This window comes from Pseudomonas sp. MWU16-30323 (assembly GCF_020515595.1).
GTDB lineage: Bacteria > Pseudomonadota > Gammaproteobacteria > Pseudomonadales > Pseudomonadaceae > Aquipseudomonas > Aquipseudomonas yamanorum.
Genome location: NZ_JAIWYM010000017.1, coordinates 1 through 14,032, shown reverse-complemented (window position 1 = coordinate 14,032; position 14,032 = coordinate 1). Strand labels below are relative to the sequence as shown.

The 14,032-nt window shown below is 62.6% G+C and carries 11 protein-coding genes; 2 read left to right on the top strand and 9 right to left on the bottom strand.

The window, feature by feature from the left end:
- The 9 genes from LIY45_RS19240 to LIY45_RS19200 all read right to left on the bottom strand — a co-directional run bounded on the left by LIY45_RS19240 (position 1) and on the right by LIY45_RS19200 (position 11,944).
- Positions 1-1,575 carry an FAD-dependent oxidoreductase gene (locus LIY45_RS19240; RefSeq protein ID WP_226477249.1) on the bottom strand — a complete coding sequence of 525 codons (1,575 nt, stop codon included), beginning with the start codon at positions 1,573-1,575 and terminating at the stop codon, positions 1-3.
- A 26-nt stretch (positions 1,576-1,601) separates the two neighbouring features.
- Positions 1,602-3,722, bottom strand: a complete 2,121-nt coding sequence (locus LIY45_RS19235; protein WP_226477248.1) for a TonB-dependent receptor — start codon at positions 3,720-3,722, stop codon at positions 1,602-1,604.
- A gap of 309 nt (positions 3,723-4,031) precedes the next feature.
- Positions 4,032-4,991 carry a D-isomer specific 2-hydroxyacid dehydrogenase family protein gene (locus LIY45_RS19230; protein ID WP_226477247.1) on the bottom strand — a complete coding sequence of 320 codons (960 nt, stop codon included), beginning with the start codon at positions 4,989-4,991 and terminating at the stop codon, positions 4,032-4,034.
- On the bottom strand, positions 4,988-6,166 hold the full coding sequence (locus LIY45_RS19225) for an acyl-CoA dehydrogenase family protein (protein WP_226477246.1): 1,179 nt from the start codon (positions 6,164-6,166) through the stop codon (positions 4,988-4,990). Before LIY45_RS19225 ends, LIY45_RS19230 begins: the two co-directional genes overlap by 4 nt.
- Positions 6,167-6,309: 143 nt before the next feature.
- Positions 6,310-7,314, bottom strand: a complete 1,005-nt coding sequence (locus tag LIY45_RS19220) for an ABC transporter substrate-binding protein (protein ID WP_201141557.1) — start codon at positions 7,312-7,314, stop codon at positions 6,310-6,312.
- Positions 7,315-7,327: 13 nt separating this feature from the next.
- Positions 7,328-8,671, bottom strand: a complete 1,344-nt coding sequence (locus LIY45_RS19215; RefSeq protein ID WP_226477245.1) for an LLM class flavin-dependent oxidoreductase — start codon at positions 8,669-8,671, stop codon at positions 7,328-7,330.
- A gap of 13 nt (positions 8,672-8,684) precedes the next feature.
- Positions 8,685-9,641 carry an ABC transporter substrate-binding protein gene (locus LIY45_RS19210; RefSeq protein ID WP_226477244.1) on the bottom strand — a complete coding sequence of 319 codons (957 nt, stop codon included), beginning with the start codon at positions 9,639-9,641 and terminating at the stop codon, positions 8,685-8,687.
- Between the two features lie 102 nt (positions 9,642-9,743).
- A complete protein-coding gene (locus LIY45_RS19205) occupies positions 9,744-11,324 on the bottom strand; it encodes a rhodanese-related sulfurtransferase (protein ID WP_226477243.1) in 1,581 nt (526 codons plus the stop codon).
- Positions 11,321-11,944 (bottom strand): cysteine dioxygenase, encoded by a 624-nt coding sequence (locus LIY45_RS19200; protein WP_008434600.1) that lies wholly within the window; start codon positions 11,942-11,944, stop codon positions 11,321-11,323. Before LIY45_RS19200 ends, LIY45_RS19205 begins: the two co-directional genes overlap by 4 nt.
- Before the next feature lie 220 nt (positions 11,945-12,164).
- Between LIY45_RS19200 and LIY45_RS19195 the strand changes: the two genes are divergently transcribed.
- Both LIY45_RS19195 and LIY45_RS19190 read left to right on the top strand, forming a co-directional pair.
- Entirely contained in the window at positions 12,165-13,070 is a 906-nt protein-coding gene (locus LIY45_RS19195) for a LysR family transcriptional regulator (RefSeq protein ID WP_008434597.1), read from the top strand.
- Positions 13,071-13,177: 107 nt separating this feature from the next.
- On the top strand, positions 13,178-13,972 hold the full coding sequence (locus LIY45_RS19190) for a class II aldolase/adducin family protein (RefSeq protein WP_063031004.1): 795 nt from the start codon (positions 13,178-13,180) through the stop codon (positions 13,970-13,972).
- Positions 13,973-14,032 lie beyond the last annotated feature (60 nt).

The following is a 14,032-nucleotide window of genomic DNA, read 5'->3' as shown; positions in this document are numbered from 1 at the left end:
TCAGGCGGCGACGCCCGGTTGCTGGCGTTCGGCATGCCGGCCGATCAGCGAGACGATGCGCCGCGCCGAATCGGCGGCGCTGTTCTGCCAGATGCCGACACCGCCGTGGGCGAGGGCGTCGCTGGCCAGGTACGTGCGGCCCTGGGGCTCGTTGAGCAGGCGGTAGGCGCTTTCGCCGACCTCGTCGTTAACGATCCACGGGCCTTTGCTGTAGCTGACTTTCGACCAGTTGATCGCCACCGGCTTCTGCAGTTTGGCGCTGTGGCCGGGATGCAACAGTTCCACCGCCTGGCGTGAAGAGGCGAACTGTTCGGCCAGGGATTTCTGGCTGAAGGCCTGGGCCGATTCGCTGGTGTTGTAGGCCGCCACCAGAATTCCCTGGGCGCTGTTGAGGCGGTCGCTGGGGTACCACAAGCCTTTGACTTCATGGTCGAGGTACGACAGGCCGCCATAAATGTTGAAGTCGGTCTCCCAGAAGCGCGGCGCCTGCCAGGCCACCTTGTTGGCCTGGTCGCTTTGCGCGGTCTGGATCGCCTGCTTGAACGGCGCGGTGAAATTGCTCGGCAGTTTCGCCAGCAGTGGCAAGGGCACGGTGACGATGGCGTAGTCGGCGCTCAGGACCTGGGTCTTGCCGCTGATACGGTCGCGGTAGCTGATGCGGCTGCCTTGTTCAGACGTCTGGATATCACTGACTTCAGCGTTGAAGCGCACCGCATCCTTGAGGTGTTCGTAGAAGGCATAGGGAATGCGGTCCATGCCGCCCACCGGCTGGAACATGGTGGAGGAAAACTCCGGGATTTCATCGAACACCAGCGCGCCCCACAGCTTGGGATTGAGCAGGGTTTGCAGCTCCAGTGGCGCGCGGGTCACGCCAGTCTGGTCGCCTGCACCGGGCACGCGGGTGTAGCCGGAGCGTACCGAACCCTTGTATTGCAGGTCGCCGTTGAGGTCGCCGTACACTTTGAGGAAACTCAGTAGCGCCTTGCGGTCATCCACGCTCAGGTCCTGGTCGAGGGCCTTGCGGCTGACGGTGCGCGCGAGCAGTTCCGAGAGCTGGCCACGGGTGTCATTGACCGCCTGGCGCAACTGGAACGCCGGCTGTTGCGTATCCGGCCGGGCCAGGGCGTTGCGGCTGCTGTTGACCAGTACTTGCAACTCCACGCCCAGCTCGCGGCAGTAGCCGAGAATCGTCTGGTGGTGGCTGGGAATACGCGCGGGGCCGGCGTTGAAAAACTGCCCGTCATCAAAGTCGACGGTCTGGCTGACGCCGTCGTCGAAGTCGACCTTGGTGCCTCGGCGCAGGGTCCAGTTGCGTCCACCCACCCGGTCGCGGGCTTCCAGGATCGTCACGTTGAACCCGGCCTTGCGCAGCTCGTAGGCGCTGACCAGCCCAGAGATCCCGGCGCCGACCACCACCACGTTCTTGCCTTTGCCGGTGCTGCCCAATTGCAGCGGGGTAAAGCTCGCGGCCACTGCCTGAGGCGTCAGCCCCAGCGCGCCCAATGCGCTGACAGCGGCGGAATAACCGCCCACGGCGGCAATACGGGAAATCAGTTCCCTGCGGGTAAAAGCCATGATTCGCTCCTTGAGATAGCGGTTTGTCAGAGGTCGTAGCGCACGGTCAGCAACAGGGTTCGCGGGTCGTTGACCGAGTAGTAGCGGGCGCCGCTGGAAGGCACGTAGCCCACCGACTGCGGGTAGGCGCGGTCCAGGAGGTTTTTCACCGCCAGGGTGGTGGTCCAGTGGCCGTCGCCGCTGATGTAGCGGGTGTTGGCGTTCCAGAAGGTCTGCTGCGGAATTTCCTGGATGTCGTCATTCAGCGCGTTGGCATAGGACTGGGTCTGGAACTGCGCATCGGTGCCTGCCAGCCAGGTGCCGGGCAGCCCGGCGGGGATGGTGTAGTTGAGGCCCAGGCTGGCGTTCCAGCGTGGCGAGAACACCAGCTGCTTGCCGTTGGCATCCACCCCCGCGCCGCTGGCGTTCTGGAAGTCGTCGTACTTGCTTTGCAGGTAGCCGAGGTTGGCGGTCAGTTGCAGGTCGCGGCTCAGGGCGGTGAGGGTTTCCAGCTCCACGCCGTAGGTGTGGGCGCGGCCGACGTTGGTGCGCAGGCTCACCCCCAGCGCCGGGTCATAGGCGTTGGTTTGCAGGTCTTTGTAGTCGTTGTAGAACACCGCGACGTTGGCCCGCAGGCGTTGGTCGAAGAAGTCGCCTTTGACCCCGGTTTCCCAGGTGGTCACATCCTCCGGGGAGAACGCCTGTTCGGCGGCGGCCTGGGTCGGTGCGCGGTTGTCGTAGCCGCCGGCCTTGAAGCCTTTGGCGACGTAGGCGTACTGGTTCAAGTGAGGGGTCCAGGCGTATTCGAAGCCGATTTTCGGGCTGGTGGACTGCCAGGATTTGCTCGATTCGGCGGTGAAGTTGGTGCCGGTGATCTGCCGGTCGGTGTTGATCGCGTAGTTGGTGAAGTCGAAATTCTTGTGCTCGCGGGTAAAGCGCAGGCCGGCGATCAGCGACAGTTGCGGCGTCAGCTTGTAGGTGCCCTGGCCGTACAGCGCGTAGCTTTCGGTGTTGGTGGTGCTGTATTGGCCCTGGCCGATCACCCGGTTGCGGGCGACGGAATAGGTGAGGTTGTCGCGGTCGGCGTCGAACTTTTCGCGGTACAGGTACACGCCGGTGCTGAAGCTGAAATCGTCGTAGTCACCGTTGAGCTGGAATTCCTGGGTGGCGTAGTTCTGCTTATACAGGATCAGGTTGTTCTGGATCAGCGCGGCTTGCCCTGAGTTGTCGTAATCCACTGGTTGGTGGAATGCCGAATAGGCGGTCACCGATTTGAAGTTCAGGTTGTCATTGATCGCGTAGATCGCCCGCAGCACCGAGCTGCCCTGGTCCAGGCGGTTTTTCGGGTCGAGGCTGCTGTAGCTCTTGAACTTGTCGAAATGCCCGTTGGCGTCGAAGGGCGTATAGCTGGTGGTGTCGCCCCGGTCGAAGGTACCGGCCAGGGTCAATTGCACATCCCAGGGCGAATCCACCGGCTTGTAGCGCAGCTTGCCGCGATAGGACTGGATGTCGACGTTGTTCACGTCCTTGCCCCGTGTGGGATCGGACACGGTGCCGTCGCGGCTCAGGCGGATAGCGGAGAAACTGCCGAACAGCGCGTTGTCCACCAACGGGCCGCTGATCAGCAGGCGTGCGTTCTGCGCGTCGTAGTTGCCGGCGCCCAGCTCTACAAAACCGCGGGTTTCCTGGGTCGGGTCGCGGGTGATCACGCGGATCGCACCGGCGCTGCTGTTGCGCCCGTACAGCGTGCCCTGGGGACCACGCAGCACCTCGACGCGCTCCACATCGTTGAAGTCGAGCATCGAGGAAATCGCACGGGGGATGTACAGGTCATCAGCGTAAACGGCGACGGCGGCTTCCTGAATCGGGTCGGTTTCACCGATGCCGCGGATGCCGTAGGTCTGGGCGCTGTAGGAGATCGACTGGCGGCTGAGTGTCAGGTTCGGTACCTGGCCCGCGAGGTCGCGCACGCTGTTGATCTGCTTGTCTTCCAGGGCCTTTTCATCGAACGCGGAAATCGCCAGCGGGGTCTTTTGCAGGTCTTCGCTGCGGTGCTCGGCGGTGACGTTGACCACCGGCAGGGCGGTGTCGTCGGCATGGGCGGCGAGGCCGAACAGGGCGAGGGAAATGGCCAGTGTCAGGCGATTGGGTACGGCGGTAGGACTCATGATGGACCCCTGGGGTGGTTGACGGTTTAGGCAAAGTCGGGCCTCCACCTGGTCAGGGGTCGGTATTGGATGTAACAGTATTTGTATAAATGCTGGGCGTAAAAGTCCGATTAGTTATAAGTTAATTATAAAAAATGGGTATGTAGTGGTTTGTTTGTAATGCGTAAGGCTGATGATATTTTTCAGCTGATGAAAAACAAATGTGGGAGCGGGCTTGCTCGCGAATACGGTGGATCAGTCAACATTGATAGTGACTGACACCCCGCATTCGCGAGCAAGCCCGCTCCCACATTTTGATCTCTATTCGGCTTAGTAACCGCGTTGGGTATCAGCGAGGTTCTCCAGCGGCCGATCACTCAGATACCTTTCCAGGTTGCCCAGGAAACTGTCCGCAATATCATGCCGGCTATTGGTCGAAATCGCCGACGTATGGGGCGATACTCTGACCCTCGGATGGCCATACAGCGCATGCCCATCCGGTAACGGTTCCGGCTCGGTCACATCCAGCGAGGCCAGTCCGAGGCTGCCGTTGTCCAGTGCTTCCAGCAGCGCCTCATGATCCACCAAGCCACCTCGGGCAATATTGATCAGGTGCAACCCTGGCTTGGCATTCTCCAGCGCCTCCCGATCCACTATATGCCGCGTGGCTTCGGTCAGTGGCGCGGCCAGCACCAGGTGGTCGGAGCGAGCAAACAGATCATGGATATCCCGCGCCGCCTCCACACCCTCCACGTCAAACGGTGTGTCACTTTGGCGTAAGGCCACGACCTTGATCCCCAGCCCATGAGCTTTTTGCGCCAGGCTGCGGCCAATCGCGCCAAACCCGAGAATCCCCAGGGTGGTGCCCTTGAGCGGGCGCAACGCAGTGAACTGCCACTGGGAATCCTTTACCCAGATATCCGGCAAATGCTTGGCCGCCGCGAAGATTGCCGCCAGGGCGAACTCCGCGATGTGCTCGGCGGCGCTGCCCCGCGAGGTGCTCACCGGCGGCCCGTTGAACAGCCACTTGGGGTAGAAATCGATACCCGACGACACCACCTGAATCCACTGCACACCGTACGGCCAACCCGGTGGTGGTGTGTCCGGGGCGGTGTAGCCGCGCACGTTGATCGGTCGGGCCAGCAGGATATTGGCCTGGGGCGGCAAGTCGCTGGGCACGCCGGCGGGTACACCGATGACCTCGGCGCCAGGGTGCGTCAGGGCCAGGCGCTGGCGGATCACTTCATTGAAATCTTCGTCCAGCTGGCTGGCGATAATCACCTGGCTCATGTGCGTTCCTTCTGACGTTGCGCGAAGACGGCTTTGCCGACGCCCTGCAGCACGGCGTCGTTCTGCGGTGTATGCACGCGGCTGCACAGCACGTCGCGGTAATGCCGTTGCAGCGGGCTGTGGCGCGACAGGCCGGGATTGCCGGAAGCCTCGATGGCCAACTCGACGGCGCGTATCGCGTTGCCGGTCACCAGGTATTTGATCTGCGCGGCATTGGCCGCCGGGGTGTGCCCGTCGGCGGCGGCATCCAGCAGGCTGCGGTTGGCAAACAGCAGGGTGTCGATATGCCCGACGGTCTCCTGAAAGCGCGGCAAGGTCGACAGCGCTGCGCCGAGGTTGGAGGGCTTGCGCTGTTCCAGCCAGTCCACCAGCCAGTCGCGCGCGGCCTGGGCCACGGCGTCGTACACCGATGAGAGCAGCACCGACATCCACAGGAAACCATCGCCGTCCAGTTCCGCCTGCGGCGCGCTCCAGGGGCTGACGCTGACCGCGTGGTCCAGCGGCACCAGCACGTTATCGAACACCACTTCATGGCTGCAGGTGGCGCGCATGCCCAGGTGGTCCCAGGTCTCGATAATGCTGATGCCGGGGCTGTCCTTGGGCACCAGCCAGGCCCCCACCAGCGGGTCTTCATCGCTGCTGCGGGCCCAGACGCTGAACCACGTCAGGCCGTGGCTGCCGGTAGAGTAGATTTTGCGCCCGCTGATGCGCCAACCGGCGGAGGTACGCCGGGCGATGGTCGCTGGCAGCCCGCCACGGGCCGGGGTGCCGAGGTCGGGCTCCACACGCAGTGCGTTGATCAGCGCGCCGTTGCGCACGGCGTCTTCGGCGACTTGGGTGCGCAGGGCGGGCGGCCAGGTTTTGCTGTCTTGCAGGCGAGCGTGCTGCAGGTACTGCATCACCAAAATCAACGCGGTGGAAGGCTCGCCCTTGGCGATGGCGCTGATGGCCTTGCGTGCCTGGGCGAGGTTGGCACCGCCACCGCCGAGGGCCTTGGGCACGGTCAGGGCGACGAGGCCGTGTTCGTGCAGCAGCTTGAAGTTGTCGTGGGGGAAGGTGCCGCTTTCATCAACGATGTGTGCAGTGGCGGCGAGCTGGGCGCTGAGGCGTTCCAGCAAGGCTTCGAAATTGGCCACTTCCACGGAGCGCAGTGACGGTTGAGAAGAAAAGCTCATGGTCGGTTCACTCTGGATGGGTGTACACCGATCAATGTGGGAGCTGGCTTGCCTGCGATAGCGGAGTGTCAGCCGCTGAAAATGCAATCTGATACACCGCTATCGCAGGCAAGCCAGCTCCCACACTGGATCGTGTTCGTCTTCTAAATGGGCAGCAACTTGAACTGCCGGTCCCACAACGGGCTGACATCCAGCCGCTCGCTCAGCACCCCGGCGTTGAAGAACAGATCCGCCACTTCCTGCTGCGAAGCGATGGCCTGGTCGTTCACCTCGATCACGCTGTAGGGCTGGCTGCGGTTGTTGTACACATCGAGGAACACCGCTTTATCCACCCCCAGCAACTTCGCCGATTTCTCGGCCCAGGGCTCGGGGTTGTTGTTCATCCATTCCAGGGTGCGGGCCTGGCGCTGCAGGTAATCCTGGATCGCCTGTTTGCGCAGCGGGTCTTCCAGGGCTGCGGGGCGGGCGCCGATCAGGTAGTTGCCGGAGAGGTAGCCAAGGGCGGTTTTCAAAACTCGGGCACCGCTGCGGAATTTCGCCAGTTGGATAAACACCCCGTAGATCACCCAGGCGTCCAGCTGGCCGCTCTGGAACGCGCTGAAACCATCCTGCGGCGTCAGCGCCACGGGGGTGATGTCGTTGAAGGTCAGCCCTTGCTCCTTCAAGGCCTTGATCAGAAAGTAGTGGGAGGTGGTGGAGCGTACGTAGCCCACACGCTTGCCTTTGAGCTGAGCGATGGATTCAATTTTCGACTCCTTGGGAATCAGGATCACCTGGTTATTCACGTCGCCTTGCAGCACCGCGATCAACTTCGGCTCGCGGTGGCTCTGGATCGAGAAGATCGGCGGGATCTCACTCATGCCGCCAATGTCCAGGCTGCCCGAGGCCAGCGCTTCGACGATCAGGTTGCCGCCGGCAAACTCGGCGTAATCGACCTTGTAGGGGGTGTTGGAGGTGCCGGCGTCGTCGGTGAAGTACGAGTCCTGGCCACGGTAGGTGGCGACGGCCAGGGTCAGGTCTGACAGCTTCGCAGGTGCAGCGAAAGCCCGTGGCACCAGCGAGGCGAGGCCCAGCGCGCCAAAGGCAATCGAACTGGCGCCCAGGAAGCCGCGACGATTGAACTGTCCGTGTTTGATCGTGTTCGTCATGGTCGTGCCCTGGTCAGATGGCGATCTGTGTGGGTTGGGTTTCAAGGGCGGCGCTGTAGCGGTTGGCCGGCACGTCCAGGCCAAGGTTTTCCCGCAGGGTGACGCCGCTGTATTCACGGCGGAACAGACCGCGTTGTTGCAGCACCGGCACTACCAGCTCGGTGAAGTACTGCAGGCCATCGGGCAGCAGTGAATTGATGATGAAACCATCGGCGGCACCCGCTTCGAACCAGGTCTGGATTGCGTCGGCGACCTGCTCCGGGGTGCCGACGAAATCACGCTTGGGCCGGGAGAACCGCAGGGCCACTTCCCGTAGGGTCAGGCGTTCATCGCGGGCCAGTTGCTTGATGCGGTCGGAGCCGCCTTTCTGGCTGTTGGAGCCCAGGTCGCCGAGTTCCGGGAAGGGTTCGTCCAGCGGGTACTGGCTGAAATCGTGGTCGTTGAACGGGCGGCCCAGGGCGACGATTGCGTCCTCGACAGTCACCAGCTCCACGGCTTGCTGATAGCGGCGTTCCACCTCAGCTTCGTCGCGGCCAACAATGGGCCGGATGCCCGGCAGGATCGACAGGTGATCGGCAGCGCGACCGAAACTGCGGGCGCGTTTCTTCAAGTCCTGGGCGTAGGCTTTGGCTTCGTCGAAGGTCTCGGCGTGGACAAAAATTGCGTCGCTGTACTCGGCGGCAAAATTGCGCCCGTCCTCGGAAGTGCCCGCCTGGAAAATCACCGGCTGGCCCTGGCGTGACCGGGCGATATTCAGCGGGCCCTTGACCGAGAAAAACTCGCCCTTGTGCCCCAATGCATGCAGCTTGCCGGGGGTGAAGAACTCGCCGCTTTGCTTGTTGTAGGCGAAGGCATCGTCTTCCCAGGAATCCCACAGGCCCTTGACCACATTCACGTGTTCCTTGGCGATGCGGTAGCGCACGGCGTGGGGCGGGTGTTCGGCCTTGCCGAAGTTGTCGGCGGTGCCGCTGAGCCACGAGGTCACCACGTTCCAGCCGGCGCGGCCGCCGCTGATGTGGTCCAGGGAGGCGAACTGGCGTGCGACCTGGAACGGTTCGGTGTAGCTCACGGTGACGGTCGCCACCAGGCCGATATTCGAGGTCAAGGCGGCGAGGGCCGAAAGGATGGTCAGGGGCTCAAAACGGTTGAGGTAATGGGGGCTGGATTTTTCATGGATATGCAGGCTGTCAGCGATGAACACGAAATCGAACTTCGCGCCTTCGGCCAGTTGCGTTTGATGCTTGTAGAACCCGAAGTTGACGCTGGCGTCGGGTTGCGCCCGCGGGTGGCGCCATTCGCCCCAGCCGTGACCGACGCCGTGCACCATGGCACCGAGTTTCAGTTGGCGTTTGCTCATGTTCTCTCTCCTTTTAGCGGGAAGCCTGGGTAAGTGGGGCACGCTTGGCGTTGAAGCTCTTGTCGAAGCCTTGGGATACGTCGATGTGTTTGGTCAGCAGGCCTTCGTCCTGGTAGATGTCGGCGGTGGTTTGCAGGCCGCTGATCACCGTGTCGTCAATCGCCACGGGCTGCATATGGGTGGCGTTGGCCACGGCCACATGCACCTCCAGCGGCAAGCCGGTGATTTTGGCCATGGCGGCGGCGAACGCTTGCGGATGATCGTTGCTCCAGCGGTAGGCGCGGTCGACCCGGGCGACGAAGTCGTCCAGCTGCACGCGCTTGTCGGCAATCGCCTTGCTGGTGGCGGCGAGGTACAGGTGGTTGCTCAGCAGGTTGTTGCCGCTGGCGAGGACCCTGGCCTGGCTCTGGCTGGTGACCACGGTGGTGTAGGGGTCCCAGGTCGACCAGGCATCGGCGGTGCCGTTATCCAGCACCAGGCGTGACTCGCTGGGCAGCAGGAAGATGAACTGCACGTCGTGGGTGGAAAGGCCGGCGCTGCGCAGTGCCTTGATCGCCAGGAAATGCCCGATGGAGCCGCGTGTAGTGACGATGCGCTTGCCCTTGAGGTCGGCGAGATCGTTGATCGGCGAGTTTTTCGGAACAATCAGCGCGGTGGTGTTGCGGCCTTCGGCGTGGATGATGCTCACCACTTTCAGGGGCGCACCGGCACCGAGGGCGAACACGTAGGGCGCGTCCCCCAGGGCGCCGATGTCCACGGCGCCAGCGTTGAGGGCTTCGCCCAACGGCGCGGCGGCGGGGAACTCGGACCACTGGATTTCGTAGGGCACCTCCCGGGTTTCGCCGGCGACTTCCAGCAGCGCCTTGATGGTGGATTTCTGGTTGGCCACCCGCAGGGGTTGCAGGTCGGCGGCCTGGCAGGTCGCGCCCAGGGTGAGGGCGGCCAGTAAAAGGGCAAGGGTCAAGCGCATCGGGCGGGCTCCAGGCTAGGTCTTGAATTCAGTCGCCTCCGCCTGGAGAAGGGGTCGGCCGGTAGTGGGAAGAGGAGCGAGCGGGCTCGCTCCCGATGGTATTCAGATCACATAAAACCCATGGGTGCCGTCGCGGGCCAATTGGTCCACCAGGCCGAATTCCCAGTCGAGGTAGGCCTGCATGGCTTCCCTTGGGTTGTCGGTGCCTTCGTACGGGCGCCGGTAGCGGTCGATGCGCGGTGAAGCGAGGCGGGTCTCGCCTTCCTCCAGGGGCAGCTGCGCGGCGATCCAGCTGGCGGTGCCGTCCTGCAGCAGGAACACCGGCTTGCCGGTCAGCGCTTCGACTTCGGCTACTGCAAGGCGCGCCAGTTGGCTGCTGCCGCAGGTCAACACGTAGCGTTCGGCCGCAGGTACTTTGCGCAAGGCCTCTGGCAGTTGCCCACGTAACGCCCACCAGGCACCGGGGATATGGCGCTTGACGTAGTTGGCGCTGGCAGTGAAATCCAGTACCGCGGTGTCGCCATGGGCCTGCCATTCGGCGAGGGTGTGCGGGCTGATCAGTTCGGCCTGTTGCGGTGGAGGGACGGGGGCGACCCAGGCGCCCGGTTCGCTGAAGTGCGCAGGTTGCAGGTCGTCCAGCACATACACTTTCCAACCCAGTTGTGCGAGCCAGGACGCAGACATATTGGCCCGCACGCCGTCGTCATCCGCCAGTACCAGCCGGGCGCCGCGTACGCTGGCGACATGGTCGGTTTCCTGCACCAACTGGCCCCCCGGCGTGGAGCGCGAGCCGGGCAGATGGCCGGCGGCGAATTCTTCCGGGGTGCGTACGTCGAACAGGTAAGTGGTGCGTGCCGCTTCCTGCTGCCAGCGTTGCAGGTCGGCGAGGGTGGCGCGGCCTACGCGGGCCTTGTCGGCGACCTGGCGGGCGTCCCTGGCGGCGATCTGGCGGTGTTCTTCCGAGGTCGGCGCAAAGCGTCGAGCCTGGCCGTGTTGCAACTTCTGCCCGGCGAGGGTCCAGCCGATGGTGCCGTTGCGCAAGGCCGACACCGGGTTGGCGATGCCCGCATTGATCAATGACTGGGTGCCGATAATGCTGCGGGTACGCCCGGCGCAATTGACGATGATGCGGGTGGCCGGGTCCGGCGCCAGCTCACGGGCGCGCAGCACCAGTTCGGCGCCGGGCACGCTGATGCCGGTGGGAATGCTCATGGTCTGGTATTCATCAAAGCGCCGGGCGTCGAGCACCACCACGTCGGCGTTGCTGTCGAGCAAGGCCTGCACTTCTTCAGCCGCCAGGGACGGCGTGTGGCGCTGGCTTTCCACCAGTTCGCCAAAGGCTTTGCTCGGCACGTTGACGTCGATAAACAGCTCGCCACCGGCGTTGCGCCAACCGTCCAGGCCGCCTTCCAGCAGGCTGACCTGGGTATAGCCGAGGGCTTGCAAGCGTTGGGCGGCGACCTGTGCCAGACCTTCACCGTTGTCGTACACCGTCACCTGGGTATCCCGGCGTGGAATGCGTGAATACACTTCCAGTTCCAGCTTCGACAGCGGGATATTCGCGGCGAACAGCGGGTGGGATTCGGCGAAAGGCGCTTCCTCGCGTACATCCACAAGGGCGACTTCTTCACGGTCCAGCAGGGCCTGGCGAATCTGGGCGAAGCTGCGGTTCGATGCAGTCATGGGGCAGGGCTCTCTTTGGACAGGGCGTCTTTGGACAAATCCCAGATGTTCGGGAGAAAGGCGTTGGAATAACCGGAGATAAACAGTTTCTCGCTGCCGTCCGGCTGGTACACGGCGCGGCGCACGGCACCGATATTGGCGCCGTAGACATGAATGCTGATGGACACCTGGTCGCTGAAGGCATTGCTGACCTGATGGATATCACCGATCTTCGGCGACACGGCTTCCACCTGGCCGGGCTCCAGCTGAATGCGTTTGCCGTCGGCGACCAGTGCGCCCTCGGCGTTGCGCTCAAAGCCTTGGGAATACTCGGAACCCCGCAGCATGCCGATCAGTCCCCACACGCGATGGTCATGGATCGGCGTGGTCTGCCCCGGCCCCCAGACAAAACTGACGATGCTGAAGCGCTGGCGCGAATCGGCGTGCAGCAGGAACTGCTGATAGCGCTCGGGGTCGGGTTGGGCAAACTCGTCCGGCAACCAGTCATCGTGGCTCACCAGTTGCGCCAGCAGCTTGCCGCCGCGGTGCAGCAGGTCGCCTTCGCGAGGGTTGCCGTCGATCAATTCCGCCAGGGCGCCAATGAATGCTCTGAGTCTCTCCGGGTGTCGGGCCTGGGTCATGACAATTCCATCGTGGGGTGGTTCGTGGTGATGGGTTTATCTAAGCATAATGTTTATAGTTAATATGCTATTTTTTAATGATTAGGATATAGCCGAAAGTAATTTAGAACCGGTTTGAATAGCGTTAGACGTTATCGATCGAGCGGCAGGCTATCCAGCCTCCGTTTATGGAACTATGCTTTTCACACATCTTAATGACGGTTCTCTATGTGCGGCCCAAATGAAAATTGACGATATCGATGCCTTTGTCGAAGTGATTCGTTGCCAGTCCATCAGCCATGCCGCCGAGTCGTTGCAACTGACCCAGCCGGCCATCACCCGTCGCGTGCAGAACTTCGAGCAGGCGCTGGGGGTGGAGTTGTTCGACCGCAACACCAAGCCGCTCAAGCCTACTTTGATCGGTACGCGGGTGTATGAACAGTGCCGTTCGATCCTCCGGGAAATGGACGCCCTGCGCGAACTGGTGGCCACCGACGCACCGCCCACCGGCCTGCTGCGCCTGGGGGTGCCGCAAACCATCGGCGACGTGGTGCTGCTGGATGCCCTCAAGCACCTGCGCAGTGAATTCCCCGAGCTGCGCGCCCAGGTGGCTACCGGCTGGGGCAGCCAACTGGTGGGCAAGATCGAACGCGGCGAACTGGACGCGGCGGCGGCGCTGTTTCCGGCGGGCAAGATCTTCCCGGACAACATCGTTGGCGAGTCCATCGGCAAGATGGAACTGGTGGTGGTGTGTGCCAAGGCCCAACTGCCGAAGAAGCCCTGCAAGTTGGCGGACGTGTACCAGAACGGCTGGATCCTCAACCCGGATGGCTGCGGTTTCCGTGCCGGGCTGCAACGCACCTTGTCGGACCAGGGCCTGGCGCTGCGGGTCAACCTGGAGACCTTTGGCACCGAGCTGCAACTGGGCCTGGTGGCTGACGGCCTGGGCCTTGGCCTGGTGCCACGCCCGCTGCTGGAGCGCAGTGCCCATCGCGATCAACTGGCGGCCATGCCACTGAAGGACTTCAAGCCGGTGATGGACCTGTGGCTGATCTACCCGCATTTCCTTGGCAACCTGCAAGGGCCGGTGGATGCGTTTGGCAAGCTGGTGGCGGCGTCGTTACACAAGGTGCGCAATGCGGCGTGATATGAAAAAAAATAATAATTAGCTTAGATTAAAATGTGCTTTTTATTATTTTTGGTCATCCCCTAGGCTTGCCTGGAAGTCCTTAAGGCCATCCAGGAAGTTTTGCCATGAGCAGCGTCACCTCGATCTCCAGTGTCTCGAACAACGTCCGCCAGCGGGTCACCCCGGAAGAGTGGGAGGTGCGCGTCAAGCTGGCGGCGGCCTATCGGCTGGCGGCCTTGTACAAGTGGACCGACCACATCTACACGCACTTCTCCGCCCGGGTGCCGGGGCCTGAGGAGCATTTTCTGATCAATGCCTATGGGCTGTTGTTCGATGAGATCAGCGCTTCGAATCTGGTCAAGGTGGATATTGACGGTACGATTGTCGATGACCCTACGGGCCTGGGGATCAACTATGCGGGCTATGTGATTCACAGTGCTATCCATGGGGCTCGCCACGATTTGCAGGCGGTGCTGCATACGCATACACGCGATGGTATTGCGGTGTCGGCGCAGAAGGATGGGTTGTTGCCGATCTCCCAGCATTCCATCGGGTTTTCCGGGCGCGTGGCGTACCACGGGTATGAAGGTGTGGCCCTTGACCTGGATGAGCGTGAGCGGTTGGTGGCGGACCTGGGGGACAAGAGTGTGATGATCTTGCGTAATCATGGGTTGCTGACGGCGGGGGTGAGTGTGGAGCATGCGTTCCAGCAGCTGCAGGGGCTGGAGCGGGCGTGCAATATTCAGATCGCGGCGCAGGCGGGGGGGAATGCCGAGTTGATCTTTCCGCCGGCGGAGGTGGTGGCCAAGGTGGAGAAGCAGGCGGAGGTGTTCAAGAGCGGGGATGGGCCGGGGGTGGCGCGGCATTGGAATGCGTTGATTCGGCAGTTGGAGCGTACGGATACTGATTACAAACTTTGAAGTTGGTCTGCGATCAGGGCAGGGGAGTACATATCCATTCCTTCGGTTACGGCTTCTATT

Bases quoted from the DNA above. Each gene is read 5' to 3' on its own strand.
- LIY45_RS19225 (WP_226477246.1), bottom strand. From the start codon at position 6,166: ATGAGCTTTTCTTCTCAACCGTCACTGCGCTCCGTGGAAGTGGCCAAT.
- LIY45_RS19240 (WP_226477249.1), bottom strand. From the start codon at position 1,575: ATGGCTTTTACCCGCAGGGAACTGATTTCCCGTATTGCCGCCGTGGGC.
- LIY45_RS19230 (WP_226477247.1), bottom strand. From the start codon at position 4,991: ATGAGCCAGGTGATTATCGCCAGCCAGCTGGACGAAGATTTCAATGAA.
- LIY45_RS19235 (WP_226477248.1), bottom strand. From the start codon at position 3,722: ATGAGTCCTACCGCCGTACCCAATCGCCTGACACTGGCCATTTCCCTC.
- LIY45_RS19220 (WP_201141557.1), bottom strand. From the start codon at position 7,314: ATGACGAACACGATCAAACACGGACAGTTCAATCGTCGCGGCTTCCTG.
- LIY45_RS19195 (WP_008434597.1), top strand. From the start codon at position 12,165: ATGAAAATTGACGATATCGATGCCTTTGTCGAAGTGATTCGTTGCCAG.
- LIY45_RS19200 (WP_008434600.1), bottom strand. From the start codon at position 11,944: ATGACCCAGGCCCGACACCCGGAGAGACTCAGAGCATTCATTGGCGCC.
- LIY45_RS19205 (WP_226477243.1), bottom strand. From the start codon at position 11,324: ATGACTGCATCGAACCGCAGCTTCGCCCAGATTCGCCAGGCCCTGCTG.
- LIY45_RS19215 (WP_226477245.1), bottom strand. From the start codon at position 8,671: ATGAGCAAACGCCAACTGAAACTCGGTGCCATGGTGCACGGCGTCGGT.
- LIY45_RS19210 (WP_226477244.1), bottom strand. From the start codon at position 9,641: ATGCGCTTGACCCTTGCCCTTTTACTGGCCGCCCTCACCCTGGGCGCG.
- LIY45_RS19190 (WP_063031004.1), top strand. From the start codon at position 13,178: ATGAGCAGCGTCACCTCGATCTCCAGTGTCTCGAACAACGTCCGCCAG.